This is a genomic window from Streptomyces sp. NPDC087270 (assembly GCF_044744625.1).
Taxonomy (GTDB): domain Bacteria; phylum Actinomycetota; class Actinomycetes; order Streptomycetales; family Streptomycetaceae; genus Actinacidiphila.
The window spans coordinates 118,185-132,031 of the sequence record NZ_JBIUYR010000008.1; the positions used below are offsets into that span (position 1 = coordinate 118,185).

The following is a 13,847-nucleotide window of genomic DNA, read 5'->3' on the forward strand; positions in this document are numbered from 1 at the left end:
ATGAGGAATGGAGATTCCGCTTCGGGGTGGGGGTGTGGAGGCGCAACGGGATGAGAGGTGCGTCACAACGGAGCGGACTCGGGCGCAGCAGACGAAGAGCGCCTGGAGGTTGCCCTCCAGACGCTGCGTCGGCACGACCGGGCGCGGAGCACGCGCCCGCGGCTTTCAGTCCTCGGTGGTCCACCCCGGGATGGTGGGCAGCACCTTCTGCGCGACGCTCAGCAGCGCCGCGTCGTCCGCCGCCCCGCCGTCCGTGCGCCACAGGGTGAACTCGAACGAGCCGCCGCTGTCCCTCGCGTCCAGGGCCACGGCGAGGGAACGCGCCGGGACGCCCGGGCGGCTGTCGGAGTCGCTCCCGTCGAGCCGGAAGCTGATGCTGAGGGTGCGGTCCGCGTACAGGACCGCGGTGCGGCCCAGCACCGTCTGCCGCCGCGCGTCGTCGCCGGCCCCGAGCAGGGACGCGTACTCGGTCACCGGCATACGGTCGTAACTGGCCGCCAGGTTCACGGTGTAGGTGCCGAACTCCACGCGGGCCGAGGGCGTGGCGGTCTTGTGGCCGCCGGGAGACGTGAAGGCGCCGTCGCTGCCGCTCGCGGACTTCGCCGTCTCGCCCGGAGTGCCCAGGAGGTCGGCGAGGTCGGGACGGTTCAGCGCCTCGCACAGTTGCAGCCCGGATGCCTGCCGCGGCCCCTTCGCCGCCTTCTTCGCGCCACCGTTCGCGCTGCCCTTCGCGCCGTCCTTGGCGCGGTCCGTGGCGCCCTCCTCCGCGGCCCCCGTCGACGCCGTTGCGGACCGCCCACCCGAGCAGGTGGCCGGCGGCGACGCGCTCTCGCCGTGCGACGACGACGTCCTCTGAACGGTCCACAGACCGACCGCGAGCACCCCCACCAGTACCACGGCCGTCACGGCCTGCCCCCACGCACTCGCGCCCTTCGCGGGCGCGCCCTTCTCGTCCGTCATATCCCCCACCTGCGATGATCTCCCCATACGTGCTCGGGGACCCTACTTCGCGATCATCGGGCGCACAAGGCGCGGTACTCGCTGGGCGACATTCCCGTGGCGGCGCGGAAGGCGCGGGTGAAGTCGGAGGGCCGCGGGTATCCCCAGCGTGCCCCGATCGCGCCGATGGGGACCGCGCGTTGGGCGGGGTCGGCCAGATCCCGGCGGCAGCGGGCGAGGCGCTGCCGACGGATGACGTCGCCGACGGTGCTGCCGTGCAACTGGAAGATGCGGTGCAGATAGCGCGTGGAGATGAAGTGCGCCGCGGCGAGGGCGCCCGGCGTGAGCCCCGGATCGTGCAGGTGGGCGGTGATGAAGTCGCTGATCCGCTCGAACAGTTCGCGCTGCCGCGACTCGGCCGGAAGCAGCGCCGGCCGGTCCGCGTGGTGGGCCAGCAGGGCCGCTGTGAGATCGAGCGCGGTGCTGCCGAGCCGCGCGCCGTCCGGATACGTGAGATCGGCGTGCGCGTCGGCGAGCCCGGTCAGCATCTGGCAGAGCAGCCGCCCGACGCCCGTTCGCCCCGGAAGCGCGTGTCCGCACAGCGGCGCGACGGCCCGCTCCGGCAGCGGCAGAAGGCGCCGGGGGAACTGCAGCAGCAGCACCCTGGCCCCCGTCGGGTCCGGGCCCGCGGTGGCGCTGAACGGACGTGAACTGTCGTACAGCAGCAGGTCGTCGGGGCCGAGCGCGGCGTACGCCCGGGCCTGTTCGATGCTCTGCTGTCCGGCGAGGGTCAGCGCGAGCTGGTACTGCTCGGGGTCGCACTGCCGGATGAGCCGAGGTGTGCGCCGGGAGTTCAGCGGCGAGTACGACATCACCGACAGTTGCACCGGTCCGAGGGCCATGGTCCGGATGCGGGCGCTGATCCGGTCGGGCGAGAGGAAGTCGATACGGGTGGCCATGAGGGCCTGTTGCGTGGTCTCCACCCAGGCCGCCGCCCGGTCGGAGGGTGGGAGGTGGGTGGTGTCCAGCACGGTGGTGAGCATGACGTTCCCTGGGTGGTGCCGTCTGATCGCGCCGATGTGACGGAGGGTCGCCCGTCCACCGGCCACGTATCCGATCATCGCCGGTGGGTGGCGGCCCCGAAAAGTGCGGAGTGCGCCAAGTCGCGTGCGCCGCAGGCTCACGCGCTTCCCGGTCCGGCGGACCGTTAACCACTTGCCGGGGGCCGGGGGAGCGGTTAGGTTCGCCCGGCCGTTCATGTCGTTCCGGGGTCTTCCGGGGCCCTTCCGGACCGGCACCGTCGTGACCAGGAGGTGTGGAGCCCATGCGCAGGAGTGACCAGCAGGTGAGTCCGCGTACCGACCGTTCCCACCTCCTCACACTCACGACGGAGACACCTTGTCGTTTCACATCACCGCACTGACCGACCCCGCGCAGGGGTCGCACAGCCGACGTCTCGCCTGGCTGGCGTCCGACGCCGACTCCATCCCGGTCGGCACGGCCTTCCTGCGGCTGTTCACCGATCCCGGGCAGCAGCACCTGGCCGAACTGACCCTCGGCGTCCACCCCGTGGAGCGGCGCGCGGGCGTCGGTTCGCGGCTCCTGGAGACCGCCGTGGCCGCCGCCCGGGACGACGCCAGACGCTGCGTGATCGCGCAGGCCGAGGCCGGGTCACCCGGCGAGCGCTTCCTGCCGGCCCGCGGCTTCCGCAAGGTCCTGACCCTGCGCTTCGCCCGGCTGCCGCTGGCCGACGTGGACGACGCCGCCCTCGCCGCGGTCGTCGCGCACCCGCACCCCGGCTACCGGCTGGTGTCATGGCACGGCACCGTCCCCGACCACCTCGCCCCGACCTTCGCCGCCTCACGCCGGGCCATGGACGACATGCCCATGGACGACACCGACTACGGCACCATGACCTGGGACGTGGACCGGGTGCGGGCCGTGGCGAAGGCCGTCGCGGACCGCGGCGACCACCTGCACACGGTCGTCGCCCTCGACACCCGCGACGACTCGATCGCCGGCTTCACCGAACTCGTCGTCCCCGGCGGCGGATCGGGTGACGGGCAGCACTACGGCACCGCGGTGCTGCCCGAGCACCGCGGGCACGGCCTCGGCCGCTGGATGAAGGCCGAGTCGATCCGCCAGGCCCGCGCGGAACACCCCGGCCTCGGCGGCCTCCTGACCGACACCGCCGACAGCAACACCCCCATGAGACGCGTCAACGACAGCCTCGGCTACACGCCCACCCACACGACCCTCCAGTACCAGCTCGACCTGTAGGAAGCCCCCTGCAACAACCGGCCGGCCCGGACGAGCCCCCTCGTCCGGGCCGGCCGCCCGCCGCCGCGACGGCCCTCAACTCCGCCGACGGGGGCCGTACACCCGGCCGGAGAGCCGAGCCACCGGCGGACGACTACGACGGTGCCTGCGAGATCGCCGTGTCAGTGGTGCCTCGTACGCTGCGCTGGTGAGCATGAATGGTGAGTACCTGCGTGTGACACCGGCCGAGCTGGCCAGGGCGGTCACGGACCCGGACTGGGCGTTCGAGTACGCCATGGAGATCATGGAGATCATGGAGACCGACGGCAGCAGTGCCGTCGCTCCCTCGGACGCGCGGCAGCTGACCACCCACAAGGCGTTCGCCGCCATCGCATTCCTCCTCCAACGCGCGAGCTTTCCCGTCGACATCGTTCATGGAGAACAGGCACTCACCAGCGAGGACTGGGGCTACGGGCCGGCCAGGTACCTGGACGCGGACCGGGTCAAGCTCGCGGCCGGCGCCCTGGCCGACCTGTCCTTCGAGGACTTGAGCCGGGACGTTGACCCCGAGCAGATGACGGCCGCGCAGATCTACCCGCTCCTCTGGGATGAGCCCGGTGCCCTGGAATGGGTGCGCGGGTGGTTCGACCCGCTGGCCCCGTTCTTCGGCGCCGCTGCCCAAGCAGGCGAGGCCATGCTGGTCTGGCTCGACTGAGTTCCCGCAGCTCCGCCTCGGCAGAGGTCCCTGCCGGCCGCAGGTCGGCCTGATGGACCTGCTCTTCCTTGCTCCGCGTGAGGTGTGCAAACTGTCCCGACGTGAGCGGGAAATAGCGCGCCACATTGACGCGCACAGCAGGGTCGGCAAGGCAACGCTCCCTCCACTCGGGCGGGACGCCGGGCCGCCGGTGCTGGGTGGCGGCCGGACGGACCTGCGGATCGGCTGCCGTCGCCATACGTCAGCAGAGCCTCGACAACAGCGTCCTCCAGCCGCCCGCGACGCAGCGATATCCCGTGTCGACCGGCCTCGTGTGCGGCCAGTCGTACCAGCACGTCCTGAGGGGCCGTTGGGTTCCGCCCCAACCCGGACAACTGGGGGTGATCGAGGCTTGCCATGCGCTCAACCTGGTCGGGCTGCCGCGCGCCGGCCTTCGGGAAAAGCCGCAGCCGGTCGCGGTCGATGGGGAAAAGCTGCGGAGCGGGTGGACGGTCGGGTCGGCGGGTACGCCCGTGCGGCTGGCCGTCTGGTTCGACAACTGACGTCGCACGGACGGGGGGCGGGGTTCGAACGGGGCGTACAGGATGTGCGGATACGGCAACAATTCGGGGCGGCGGTGATTCGAAGGGGCGCGGGGCGAGAACCGGGTAGGTATGCGTACCACGTCATCGCAGAGCCGAAGGAAGGCCGCCGGACGGCACCCCCTGGCGCGTACGGCCCCGTTCGCCGCGGCGGCCGTCGCGATGCTGGCGCTCGGCGCGGCCGGGTGCGGCAACAGCGGCAAGGTGTCGGACACGTCCGCGCGGTCGACGTCGCCGGCGGCGAGCCCGGCGGGCGGTTCCGGTGCCGCGGCCCCGAGCGGCAGCGCGGCGCCCGGGTCGACCGCGACGGCGGGGACGGTCGTACCGCGGTCCGCCGTACCGGGGTCGTCCGCGCCGCAGTCCACGGCCGCGCGGCCCGAGGCGGCCGGCAGCCGATGCACCGTCACCGACCTGACGATGCGGCTCGGCCGCAGCGACCCGGGTGCGGGCCAGATGTACTATCCCCTGCGATTCACAAACACCTCTTCGCGCACCTGCGTCCTCGACGGCTTCCCGGGGGTGTCGCTGATCCGCGGCGACGGCAGCACGATAGGGAAGCCCGCTGGCCGGGAGGGGCCGCGGGGCGCCGCGGTCGGCCTCAAGCCGGGCGCGAGTGTCGAGGCGGACCTGCACACGCTCAACCAGGGGGTCAACGGTGACAGTTGCTGGCGCAGACCGACCCTGCTCAAGGCGTACCCGCCCGGGTCGAAGGACGCCATGACCCTGGCCACGGGTGATCCCGTGGTCTGCGGCGGCACGTTCGACGTGGGGAGCGTCCACTGAGCCGGAGCACCGGGTAAACCGCCCGCACCCACCCGTAACCCGCACCCACCCGTACCCGTGACCCTACGAGAACCCACGGACGAACCACCGCACAGCACCACGTGAGTGAAAGGCCGCCCATGACCGTCAAGGGCATCGACGTCGCGTCCTACCAGTCCAGCACCTACAGCACCTCCGGCCTCGGCTTCGTCATGGTCAAGGCCACCGAGGGCACCAGCTACGTCAACCCCAAGCACGCCGCGCAGGTCGCCCACGCCCGGGCCGCGGGCGTGGCCGTCGGCCACTACCACTTCGCCCGGCCCGGCAGCATGGCCACGCAGGTCACCTACTTCCTCCAGCACGCCGGGGTGAAGGCCGGTGACATCCTCGCCATGGACTGGGAGGACACGGGCGTGTCGGGAGCGGACAAGGACGCCTTCATCAAGGCGCTGCAGAAGGCGTCGGCCGCCCACCGGGTGCTGCTCTACTGCAACCTCGACTTCTGGCTGCACCGCGACACCACCTCCTTCTGCGGCGACGGCCTGTGGATCGCCGACCCCGGCGCGGCCGCCGGCCACCCGCGGGTGGAGCACGCCTGGACCATCCACCAGTACAGCTCGACCGACGGCATGGACCGCAACGTCGCCCACTTCGCCGACGCCGCCGCGCTCACCACCTGGGCCGCGAAGAGCACGTCGGGCGGCGCCCCGAGCTACGAGGCGTTCCCGGGCGCGGCCTGGTTCACCGCCGGCCGCAAGTCCCCGATCGTGGCCGCGATGCACGCCCGCCTGGTCGCGGTCGGCTGCGACCACTACAAGAGCACCGCGAACAAGGACGTCATCGGCTCCGGCGACGTCGCCTCCTACGAGGCATGGCAGCGCAAGTACAGCACCGACCACCACAAGGGCTGGACCGGAGCCGCCCTCAAGTGGCCTCCCGGCAAGGAGAGTTGGGACGCCCTGCACGTACCGAAGGCGTGACCCGCACCCCGGCGCTGCCCGCCCGGCCGATACGGGCCCGCGCCACGGCAGAGGTACGGGCGCCCGGCAGAGGTACGGGCGCCGCGGCCGAGCGGGTGACGCCCACCCGCTCGGCCGTTAGCCGCGGCGCCGGACGGGAACAGCGCCACCATGGAGCCCATCGAGGCACTCGACCGGATCGCCTTCCTGCTGGAACGCGCCCTCGCACCCGCCTACCGGGTCCGGGCGTTCCGCAACGCCGCCGACGTCGTCGCCGCACTCCCGCCCGCCGAGGTCCACCAGCGCGCCCGCACCGGCCGGCTCACCGACCTCAAGGGCATCGGCAAGACCACCGCCACGGTCATCGCCGAGGCATGCGCCGGCCGCACCCCCGCCTACCTCGCCGACCTCGAACGCGACCAGCCCGCGCCCCCCGCCGACGGCGCCGGCCGGTCACTGCGCGCCGCGCTGCGCGGCGACTGCCACGTGCACTCCGACTGGTCCGACGGCGGCAGCCCGATCGAGGCGATGGCCCGCACCGCCCGCGACCTCGGCCACTCCTGGATGGTGCTCACCGACCACAGCCCCCGCCTCAAGGTCGCCCGCGGCCTCACCGCCGACCGGCTGCTCCGGCAACTCGACGTCGTCGCCGAGATCAACGAACGCCTCGCGCCCTTCCGGCTGCTGACCGGCATCGAGTGCGACATCCTCTCCGACGGCGGCCTCGACCAGCGCGACGACCTCCTCGACCGCCTCGACCTGGTCGTCGCCTCCGCCCACTCCGAACTCCGCATGCCCGCACCCCTCTTCACCCGCCGCCTGATCGCCGCGGTGACCAACCCCCTCGTCGACGTCCTCGGCCACTGCACCAACCGGCTGATCGGCGAGGCCAAACAACGCCCCGAGTCCACCTTCGACGCCGAAGCCGTCTTCGCCGCCTGCGCCCAGTCCGGCACCGCCGTCGAGATCAACAGCAGCCCCCACCGCCTCGACCCGCCCCCCCACCTCCTCACCCTCGCCCGCGACCTCGGCACCCTCTTCTCCATCGACAGCGACGCCCACGCCCCCGGCCAGCTCGACTGGCAGATCAACGGCTGCGCCCGCGCCGAATCCGCCGCCATCCCCCCACCCCGCATCCTCACCACCTGGACCGCCCCCCAACTCCTCACCTGGACCACCACCCGCACACCCCCCACGGCCCCCTGACCCCAGGCCCCCCTCCGCACAAACCACCCCCAGGCCACCCACCGCCCAGACCACCCCCCAAGCCGCCCACCGCCCAGACCACCCCGGCCCGGGGCCCCACCCTGCCGAACCCCCGCCCCCCCACCCCCACCCCCGGCCCCCTCACCCCGGTGCGCCACCCTGGAGCCGCGGGAGAGACGGAAGCCGGGGCGCAGGGGGCGGGGTTCGAGACGTTCGTATATTTGTGGCGCGAGGAAGAAGGATCAGGCAACGAAACCCCCCGCAGGCGCCGTAAATATGCAGTCTCGAACCCCGCCACCGGAGCCCCGGCGAACCTCACCGCCCACCGTCGCCGAACCTCACCGCGCCGCCCCCGCCACCTCCTCAAGCGCAGCCCGCACCAGCGCCCCATTACCCTCCGCCACCCTCCCATCCGGCAACACCAACGTGTCCTCCACCCCGATCCGCACATCCAGCCCCCTCCCCGCCGCCACCCTCAACACCGGCCACGCCCCACCCTCCTCCCCATGCAGCAACAGCACCCCCCTCCCCACCCGATCCAGCCCACCCAACCCCGCCAACTCCCGCAGCAACTCCTCCGCCACCCCCACCGCCCGCTCCGGATCACGCTCGACCACCTCCCCCAGAACCCGCACCACCCGCCCCACCCCCGGCCACCCCCGCAACCTGACCGCCGCATCCGTCCCGGAGTACACCCCCGCCTCCACCCCGATCCCCACCGACAGCAACGCGTCAGCGACGACCTCCGCCCCCTCCTCGTGCCAGTTCACCGACGCGTGATCCGGCAGCACCGACCAGGACCGCACCAGCGCGGCCCGCCGCTCGGGGTCCGGCTCGGTCCACTCCCCGGTGGTGACGCCGATCGGAACGCCGGGCGCCGACGCCCGCACCGCCGCGACCGCGGCGTCCACACTCACCGCCGCCATCGTGTCCGCCCCCTTCTCGTCCTTGGGATGGATATGGATCGAGCGGGCGCCGAGGGAGACGGCCTCCGCGGCTGCGTCGCCGAGCTGCTGGGGCGTCACCGGCAGCCACTCGCACTCGGATCGGTCTCTGGCGCCGTTCAGGCATACCTGGAGCATGGCGTGATCATCCCAGACGCTCGGCCGCGCCGGCCGGATGCCGCACGGCACCACATGACGGCGGCTCAGGTGGTCGTGCAGACCGTGCCGTTCAAGGTGAAGACGGTAGGCGGCGGATACGCGCCGCTGTTCGCCCCGGTGAACCCGAAGTCCGCCGAGTTGCCGCCGTTCGCGGCGAGCGTGGCGTTCCAGTCCACCGGTGTGGCCACCACCGTACGCCCGGACTGGCTCAGCTCGGCGTTCCAGAACCCGGTGACCGACTCGTCCGCGCCACTCGGGAAGGTGAACGCCAGCGTCCACCCGGTGATCGGTACGGGTCCGGTGTTCGTGACGTTGACGTCCGCGTTGAAGCCGTTGCCCCAGCCGCCGGTGAGCCGGTACGACACCCGGCAGGTCGAGTCCGCCGGGGTCCCGGTGCGCACCGTCACCGGGTCCGAGGGCCGCGAGAGCCGCCCGGCGGCGTCCCGGGCGAGCACGTTCCAGGTGGAGGTGGTGCCGGGCGTCAGGTTGGCCACGGTGGCGGAGGTGCCGGTGGAGGTGGCCAGGAGCTCGCTGGTGGTGCCGTCGGAGCGGTAGACCTCGTACCGGTCGGCGGTCCCGCCCGCCGAGGGGGTCCAGGAGACGGTGGCCGTGGTGGAGCCGGCCGCCGTCACCTTCGGGGCGCCCGGTGCGGACAGCGCCGACGCGCTGCCGGCGGCGGCGCGCAGCGTCAGCGTGGTGACCGAATACGGCGGCAGCGTCGCGGAGTTCGGGTCGCCGGTGGTCGAGGTGTCGATGGAGTCGGCCTCGTCGCGGTAGAGCGCGACGCTCGCGGACGCCGGGTCCGGGGTGAACCCGGCGTAGTGGAGGGCGACGTGCTGGGAGTTCGACGGGTCCTTGTTGATGAGCAGCACGCTCAGCGAGCCGTCCGCGCGGTGCACGGCGTGCGCGGACACCAGCGCGCTCGTGGTGCCCGCGCCCACCAACTGGTCGCCGGGCCGCCCGAGTTCGCTGAGCATCTTGATCGCGTAGTAGGTCGGGAACGGCGTGTTGAGCGCGGGCTCGCACACGTCTCCGACGCAGGTGCCGCTGGACAGGATGCCGTAGTCGTCGAAGTCCGTCGCGCCGTCGGGCGCGGTGCTGATCGCCTGCGGGCCGTTGTGGGTGTCCCACCAGTCCACCGTGAACACCCCGCTCTCCAGGGCGGTCAGATAGGTGTCGGCGCCGAACAGGGCGTCCGGCTGGGTGTCCTCGTCGACGTCGGAGTTCACCTCGGTCAGCGCGATCGGCAGTGCGCCCGCCCCGGCCTGGTCCAACTGGTCCTTCAGCTGGGCCAGTTCACCGGTCAGCTGGGTCGGTTCGCCGAGCATCGTGGCGGCGTCGGAACCGCCCGGGTACCAGTGCACGATCACGAAGTCGGCGTGGCCGGCGATGAGCGGGATCACCGTGTGGTTCCAGTCCGCGCTCTCCCCGGCGGCCATCACGCCGTCCGGCCAGTTGCCCGGCAGCGTCAGCACCGCGCCGACCTTCACCGACGGGTCCACCGCCTTCATCGCCGACGCGTACTGGGCCACGCTGTTCGCGTACGCCGTCGGGGAGGTGTCGGCGTGGTCGTCGGTCTCCCAGCCGGAGCCGTAGTGCCCGTTGCCATAGACCTCGTTGCCGACCTCCCAGTACTTGTCGCCGTATCCCTTGGTGACGTTGGCGTACTTCACCCAGTCCGCCGCCTCCTGCGGGGTGCCCGAGCCGTAGTTCGCGATCAGCATCGGCTGCGCGCCGATCTTCTTCACGGTGCCCATGAACGCGTCGAAGTCCGTGCCCGGCGCCACGTATCCGCCCGGCGCGGAGTTGTCCTGCCAGTGGTACATGTCGCCGTAGGAGCCGCCGGGATAGCGCAGCATCCCGACGTTCGCGGCCTGGAGCAGGTCCTGCACCTGGGGGACGTTCATCTGGTCGTCCCACACCGCGCTGTTGAGCCCATACGCGGTGCCGGGGATGGTGCCGAACCCTTCGTCGGCGTTCACGGTCACGTCGACGGGGGAGGAGGCTGCGGGGTCGGGGGAGCCGGCCGTGCCGGTGGCGGCGGCGGTGGCGGCACCGGCCGTGGCGCCGCCGGCCAGGAGCGCGGCGCCGAGCGCGGTGGCCGACGCCATCGCGGCGAGCCGGCGCCGCCAGGGCGCGGTGGACAGGTGTCTGCGGACGAGGACGGGCACGGGGTTCTCACCTTCGGGAGGCGGGACGTGGGGGGCGTGCGGGTCTGCCGGTAGGGCGTGTGGGAGCGCTCCCATATTTGGCCCGATGCGCCGCCCGTGTCAATGCTCACGACGTCCGCGCGGGTCAACTGCGTTGTGCGCAGGGTGGATTGGCGGAGGGCCGCGCGGGTGGTGGGGCGGCGCGGCTTCGCCTCAGGGGCAGTGGCTGCCGCTGTAGCAGGGCGGTACGCCGTTGCCGGTCGGCGGCCGGTACGGAGGGGTGGTGGGGACGGTCTCGGCGATGTAGGCGGAAGTGATCGAGAAGGCGACGACGTAGTGGTGGCTGACGTACGCGGACCGGGCCACCGCGTCGGTGGAGAGCGGATGCCAGGCCCGGTAGACGGTGCCTTCGCTCGCCAGCCGCGTCGGCGGTCCGTCCAGCGCCTGGTTGTCGCCGGTGCTGGCGAAGGGCGAGTAGGGGCGTCCGGCGACGCCCACCTGGAGGCGCGGCTGGGCGCGTTGGGCGGCGGTGTCGAGCGTGCCGTTCGACCCGCGGTCGTACCGCACGAACAGGGCGATCTGCTTCGGCGCGGAGGCCGACGGGCTCGGCGTCGCGGTCCCCGACGGCGGGTCGCCGCCGACCTGTCCCATCCAGGTGGCCATCGCCGTCAGCGTGCCGGGCGGCCCTCCCGACGAGGTGCCGGCCCAGCCCTGCGTGTCGATCGCGGTGTCCAACTGGCGCAGACGGGTGTGGAGTTCGCCGTCGAACGCGGCGTACAGCACGGTGGACCGGGTGCAGGAGATCGGCGACCAGCGGTCCCCGCCGAACGAACCCTGGTTGACCGACGTGCACGAGTCCGCCACCGACGTGCCGAGCGGGACCGCCCAGGGTACGGCCGAACTCAGCTTCTTCAGCAGCGCGTTGTCGGCCCGCGCCGCGCTCGCGCCCGCCGTCCGGGTGGCGTCGGCCCGGGCGAAGGCGGCGACGTCGGGCGGCGGCCGGTGGAAGCGGTGGTCGAAATCCCACCACATGTAGCCGAGCAGCGCGCACACCAGTCCCAACGCGACCACGAAGGTGGTCGCACATCCGCGGCCCGGAGCACGTGCGCCCGGGACCGCCCCCGCCGGATGACCCATACGTGCATGGTCGTCCGCCCAGAGGGCGGCAGCGCAACGTTTCGGTCTCCATCCCGTCTCGCTCCCCGGGCGGTCCGCGGCACTCGCGGCCGACCTCGCGCTGACCTTCCGCCGAAGTCCGTTGCCCCGCCGCCCTGGTGCTACACCACGGGACCGTACGGGGTGAACCGCGCGTGGTCGTAGATCGCACGGAGTCCGGGCCGGCGGACCGCGGGCAGCCGGGCCAGCGTGTGGAGGAACACCCTCCGGTCCGGCTCGAAGAGGCGGTGCGGATGGAGCGGCGGCGGGTCGTCGCGGAGGACTCCGGCCGGCAGCCCACCGGTGACCGGGACGGCCAGCCGCTCGCGGGGGAAGGCCAGTTGGGCCCACACGTCGGCTTCCAGCGGCACGGCGGTCACCGGTTCCGGCGGCTGCCAGGTCCTGCCCGTGTGCGGGTGGCGCGGCACCAGCGCGAGGGAGTCGCCGCGCTCGGGTGGTGGCAGTTCCGGTCCTGCCACCACCACCCGCCGGGGCGCGGCCGGGCCCGGTGGCCGGGGCGGCGCCGCGGCGAGCAACCGGTCGAGGGTCGGGCCGAACAGGTCCGTGACCAGGCCGCGGGGGAGCACCAGCGGCGCGCCGGCCGACGCCGCGAGCAGGTGGGCGAGTGCCGCGCCGGCCGCCGCCTCCCAGTGCGGGCTCCACGCGCCGAGCTGGTCGACCGGCGGGGTGTCGCGCCCCTCGTCGCGCCGCCTGTCCGTCACCACGCTCCAGTCCGCGGGTAGTTGAGCCGGGCCGCCGGCGGGCAGGCGGTGCACCGCGCGCGGGGAGAGCCACACGGTCTGCCAGCACGCGCAGTCGTCGACGCGGGTGGCCACGAAGCTCCCGCAGCGGGCGCAGGCCAGGTTGAGACCGTCCCGACCGTCGATCCCCAGGCAGTAGCCGTCCAACCGTCCGGGGATGAACACGGTGCCCCGGGTGTCGCCCGGCGCCAGCACGATTTCCCCGGGCGGGCCGTAGGACAGGGCGTGCACCGGTGCGTAGACGCCGCGGGCCTCGGCCGCCTCCGCGCCGATCTCCTCCCACCGCCGCCAGGGCAGTCCGGAGGGCTCCGGGTCCACCGCGTACGTTCCCGGCTCCATCAGCGCCGGGAGCATGTCGTGGCCGTAGGTCTGATGGGCCCGGACGGGAAGGGCGACCTCTGCCACGGGCGCGGTCAGTACGGCGTCGCAGCGCCCGCACGCGAACACGTCCATGTCGTCCCCCCCGGCCGTGGTGCCCGGCGCGGCGCCTTCCGTCCCCCGGCCAGGTGGATTATCCGGAGCGGGCGGCCGGCCGCCAACTCCTTTTGCGTGCCGGGCGGTTCGTCCTCGTCGCGAGCCGTCCCGCACCCGGTTGCCGTGTCACCTGCCGGACAGGACGTCGTAGCCGACGAAGGTGAACATCCGCTCGCCCGTGGGGAGTTCGCGGGGCTCGCCGGTGAAGTGGTGCACGCCGACGCCTTGCCGGACGTCCGGCGCGGAGGTCCAGGTCCGTTCGAAGCCGCGCTGCTCCAGCCAGTCGCAGACGCGGGGGAAGAGGTCGGGCTCCCTGCGGTTGCGGGTCCAGATGACGGAGCCGCCGGGGGCGCAGAGGCCGTCGAGGAAGCCGGTGGTGCGCTCGATGTCGGCGGCGGTGATGTTGCCGAACACGCCGACGAGGAGGACGAGTCGGGCGGGCACGGCGCCGGCGTAGGAGCCGGTGAGGGAGGCGTCGCCGGTGACCACCTCGATGTCGTGCAGGCCGAGTGCGGCGGCGGCCTCCCGTGCGGCGGCGGTGTTGCGCGGGTCGAGTTCGACCAGCCGGGCCGAGACGTCGGCGCGGCGCGGGTGGTCCGCGAGGGCGCCGAGGAGGTCCAGGCCCTGCCCGGCGCACACGCTCACCACCCGGAACGGGCCCGGCGGAGCGGCGTCCAGGGCGGCCCTGATCCGCTCGGTGACGGTGCGCAGCCGCGCGGTCAGGGCGGAGTCGGGGGACGTGTAGGCGTCGTGCCAGGCGTGCCAGTCCATGCCCGCACCCTA

At 73.0% G+C, this 13,847-nt stretch carries 13 protein-coding genes; 6 read left to right on the forward strand and 7 right to left on the reverse strand.

The window, feature by feature from the left end; translation table 11 throughout:
* Nucleotides 1-165: 165 nt before the first annotated feature.
* Together ACIPAE_RS17920 and ACIPAE_RS17925 are read right to left on the reverse strand one after the other, a co-directional pair.
* Nucleotides 166-960, reverse strand: a complete 795-nt coding sequence (locus ACIPAE_RS17920) for a DUF6215 domain-containing protein (protein ID WP_402446105.1) — start codon at nucleotides 958-960, stop codon at nucleotides 166-168.
* 53 nt (nucleotides 961-1,013) lie between these two features.
* Entirely contained in the window at nucleotides 1,014-1,982 is a 969-nt protein-coding gene (locus tag ACIPAE_RS17925; protein WP_402446108.1) for a helix-turn-helix domain-containing protein, read from the reverse strand.
* A 355-nt stretch (nucleotides 1,983-2,337) separates the two neighbouring features.
* On the opposite strand from ACIPAE_RS17925, the gene ACIPAE_RS17930 reads away from it, so the two are divergent.
* The 6 genes from ACIPAE_RS17930 (at nucleotide 2,338) to ACIPAE_RS17955 (ending at nucleotide 7,421) form a co-directional block, all read left to right on the forward strand.
* Nucleotides 2,338-3,219 carry a GNAT family N-acetyltransferase gene (locus ACIPAE_RS17930; protein WP_402446110.1) on the forward strand — a complete coding sequence of 294 codons (882 nt, stop codon included), beginning with the start codon at nucleotides 2,338-2,340 and terminating at the stop codon, nucleotides 3,217-3,219.
* A 193-nt stretch (nucleotides 3,220-3,412) separates the two neighbouring features.
* Nucleotides 3,413-3,913, forward strand: coding sequence for a YfbM family protein (locus ACIPAE_RS17935; protein WP_402446493.1), 501 nt, complete (start codon nucleotides 3,413-3,415; stop codon nucleotides 3,911-3,913).
* 296 nt (nucleotides 3,914-4,209) lie between these two features.
* The gene (locus ACIPAE_RS17940) at nucleotides 4,210-4,455 is read left to right on the forward strand and encodes a hypothetical protein (RefSeq protein WP_402446113.1); all 246 of its coding nucleotides are present in this window, start codon (nucleotides 4,210-4,212) and stop codon (nucleotides 4,453-4,455) included.
* Between the two features lie 111 nt (nucleotides 4,456-4,566).
* Nucleotides 4,567-5,277: a DUF4232 domain-containing protein gene (locus tag ACIPAE_RS17945; protein WP_402446115.1), complete on the forward strand. Its 711-nt coding sequence runs from the start codon at nucleotides 4,567-4,569 to the stop codon at nucleotides 5,275-5,277.
* A 119-nt stretch (nucleotides 5,278-5,396) separates the two neighbouring features.
* Nucleotides 5,397-6,236: a GH25 family lysozyme gene (locus ACIPAE_RS17950; RefSeq protein WP_402446118.1), complete on the forward strand. Its 840-nt coding sequence runs from the start codon at nucleotides 5,397-5,399 to the stop codon at nucleotides 6,234-6,236.
* A 150-nt stretch (nucleotides 6,237-6,386) separates the two neighbouring features.
* Entirely contained in the window at nucleotides 6,387-7,421 is a 1,035-nt protein-coding gene (locus ACIPAE_RS17955; RefSeq protein ID WP_402446120.1) for a PHP domain-containing protein, read from the forward strand.
* A gap of 338 nt (nucleotides 7,422-7,759) precedes the next feature.
* On the opposite strand, the gene ACIPAE_RS17960 is transcribed toward ACIPAE_RS17955, so the two are convergent.
* The 5 genes from ACIPAE_RS17960 to ACIPAE_RS17980 form a co-directional block, all read right to left on the reverse strand.
* Nucleotides 7,760-8,503 (reverse strand): 3-keto-5-aminohexanoate cleavage protein, encoded by a 744-nt coding sequence (locus tag ACIPAE_RS17960; RefSeq protein WP_402446123.1) that lies wholly within the window; start codon nucleotides 8,501-8,503, stop codon nucleotides 7,760-7,762.
* A 65-nt stretch (nucleotides 8,504-8,568) separates the two neighbouring features.
* The gene (locus ACIPAE_RS17965) at nucleotides 8,569-10,695 is read right to left on the reverse strand and encodes a cellulose binding domain-containing protein (protein ID WP_402446126.1); all 2,127 of its coding nucleotides are present in this window, start codon (nucleotides 10,693-10,695) and stop codon (nucleotides 8,569-8,571) included.
* A gap of 192 nt (nucleotides 10,696-10,887) precedes the next feature.
* On the reverse strand, nucleotides 10,888-11,745 hold the full coding sequence (locus ACIPAE_RS17970; protein ID WP_402446129.1) for a hypothetical protein: 858 nt from the start codon (nucleotides 11,743-11,745) through the stop codon (nucleotides 10,888-10,890).
* A 206-nt stretch (nucleotides 11,746-11,951) separates the two neighbouring features.
* Nucleotides 11,952-13,043 carry a hypothetical protein gene (locus tag ACIPAE_RS17975; protein WP_402446132.1) on the reverse strand — a complete coding sequence of 364 codons (1,092 nt, stop codon included), beginning with the start codon at nucleotides 13,041-13,043 and terminating at the stop codon, nucleotides 11,952-11,954.
* Nucleotides 13,044-13,190: 147 nt separating this feature from the next.
* A complete protein-coding gene (locus ACIPAE_RS17980; RefSeq protein WP_402446134.1) occupies nucleotides 13,191-13,835 on the reverse strand; it encodes an SAM-dependent methyltransferase in 645 nt (214 codons plus the stop codon).
* Nucleotides 13,836-13,847 lie beyond the last annotated feature (12 nt).

Coding starts and splice junctions, on each gene's coding strand:
- ACIPAE_RS17955 (WP_402446120.1), top strand. CDS start 6,387: ATGGAGCCCATCGAGGCACTCGACCGGATCGCCTTCCTGCTGGAACGC.
- ACIPAE_RS17945 (WP_402446115.1), top strand. CDS start 4,567: ATGCGTACCACGTCATCGCAGAGCCGAAGGAAGGCCGCCGGACGGCAC.
- ACIPAE_RS17950 (WP_402446118.1), top strand. CDS start 5,397: ATGACCGTCAAGGGCATCGACGTCGCGTCCTACCAGTCCAGCACCTAC.
- ACIPAE_RS17980 (WP_402446134.1), bottom strand. CDS start 13,835: ATGGACTGGCACGCCTGGCACGACGCCTACACGTCCCCCGACTCCGCC.
- ACIPAE_RS17920 (WP_402446105.1), bottom strand. CDS start 960: ATGACGGACGAGAAGGGCGCGCCCGCGAAGGGCGCGAGTGCGTGGGGG.
- ACIPAE_RS17935 (WP_402446493.1), top strand. CDS start 3,413: ATGAATGGTGAGTACCTGCGTGTGACACCGGCCGAGCTGGCCAGGGCG.
- ACIPAE_RS17975 (WP_402446132.1), bottom strand. CDS start 13,043: ATGGACGTGTTCGCGTGCGGGCGCTGCGACGCCGTACTGACCGCGCCC.
- ACIPAE_RS17925 (WP_402446108.1), bottom strand. CDS start 1,982: ATGCTCACCACCGTGCTGGACACCACCCACCTCCCACCCTCCGACCGG.
- ACIPAE_RS17960 (WP_402446123.1), bottom strand. CDS start 8,503: ATGCTCCAGGTATGCCTGAACGGCGCCAGAGACCGATCCGAGTGCGAG.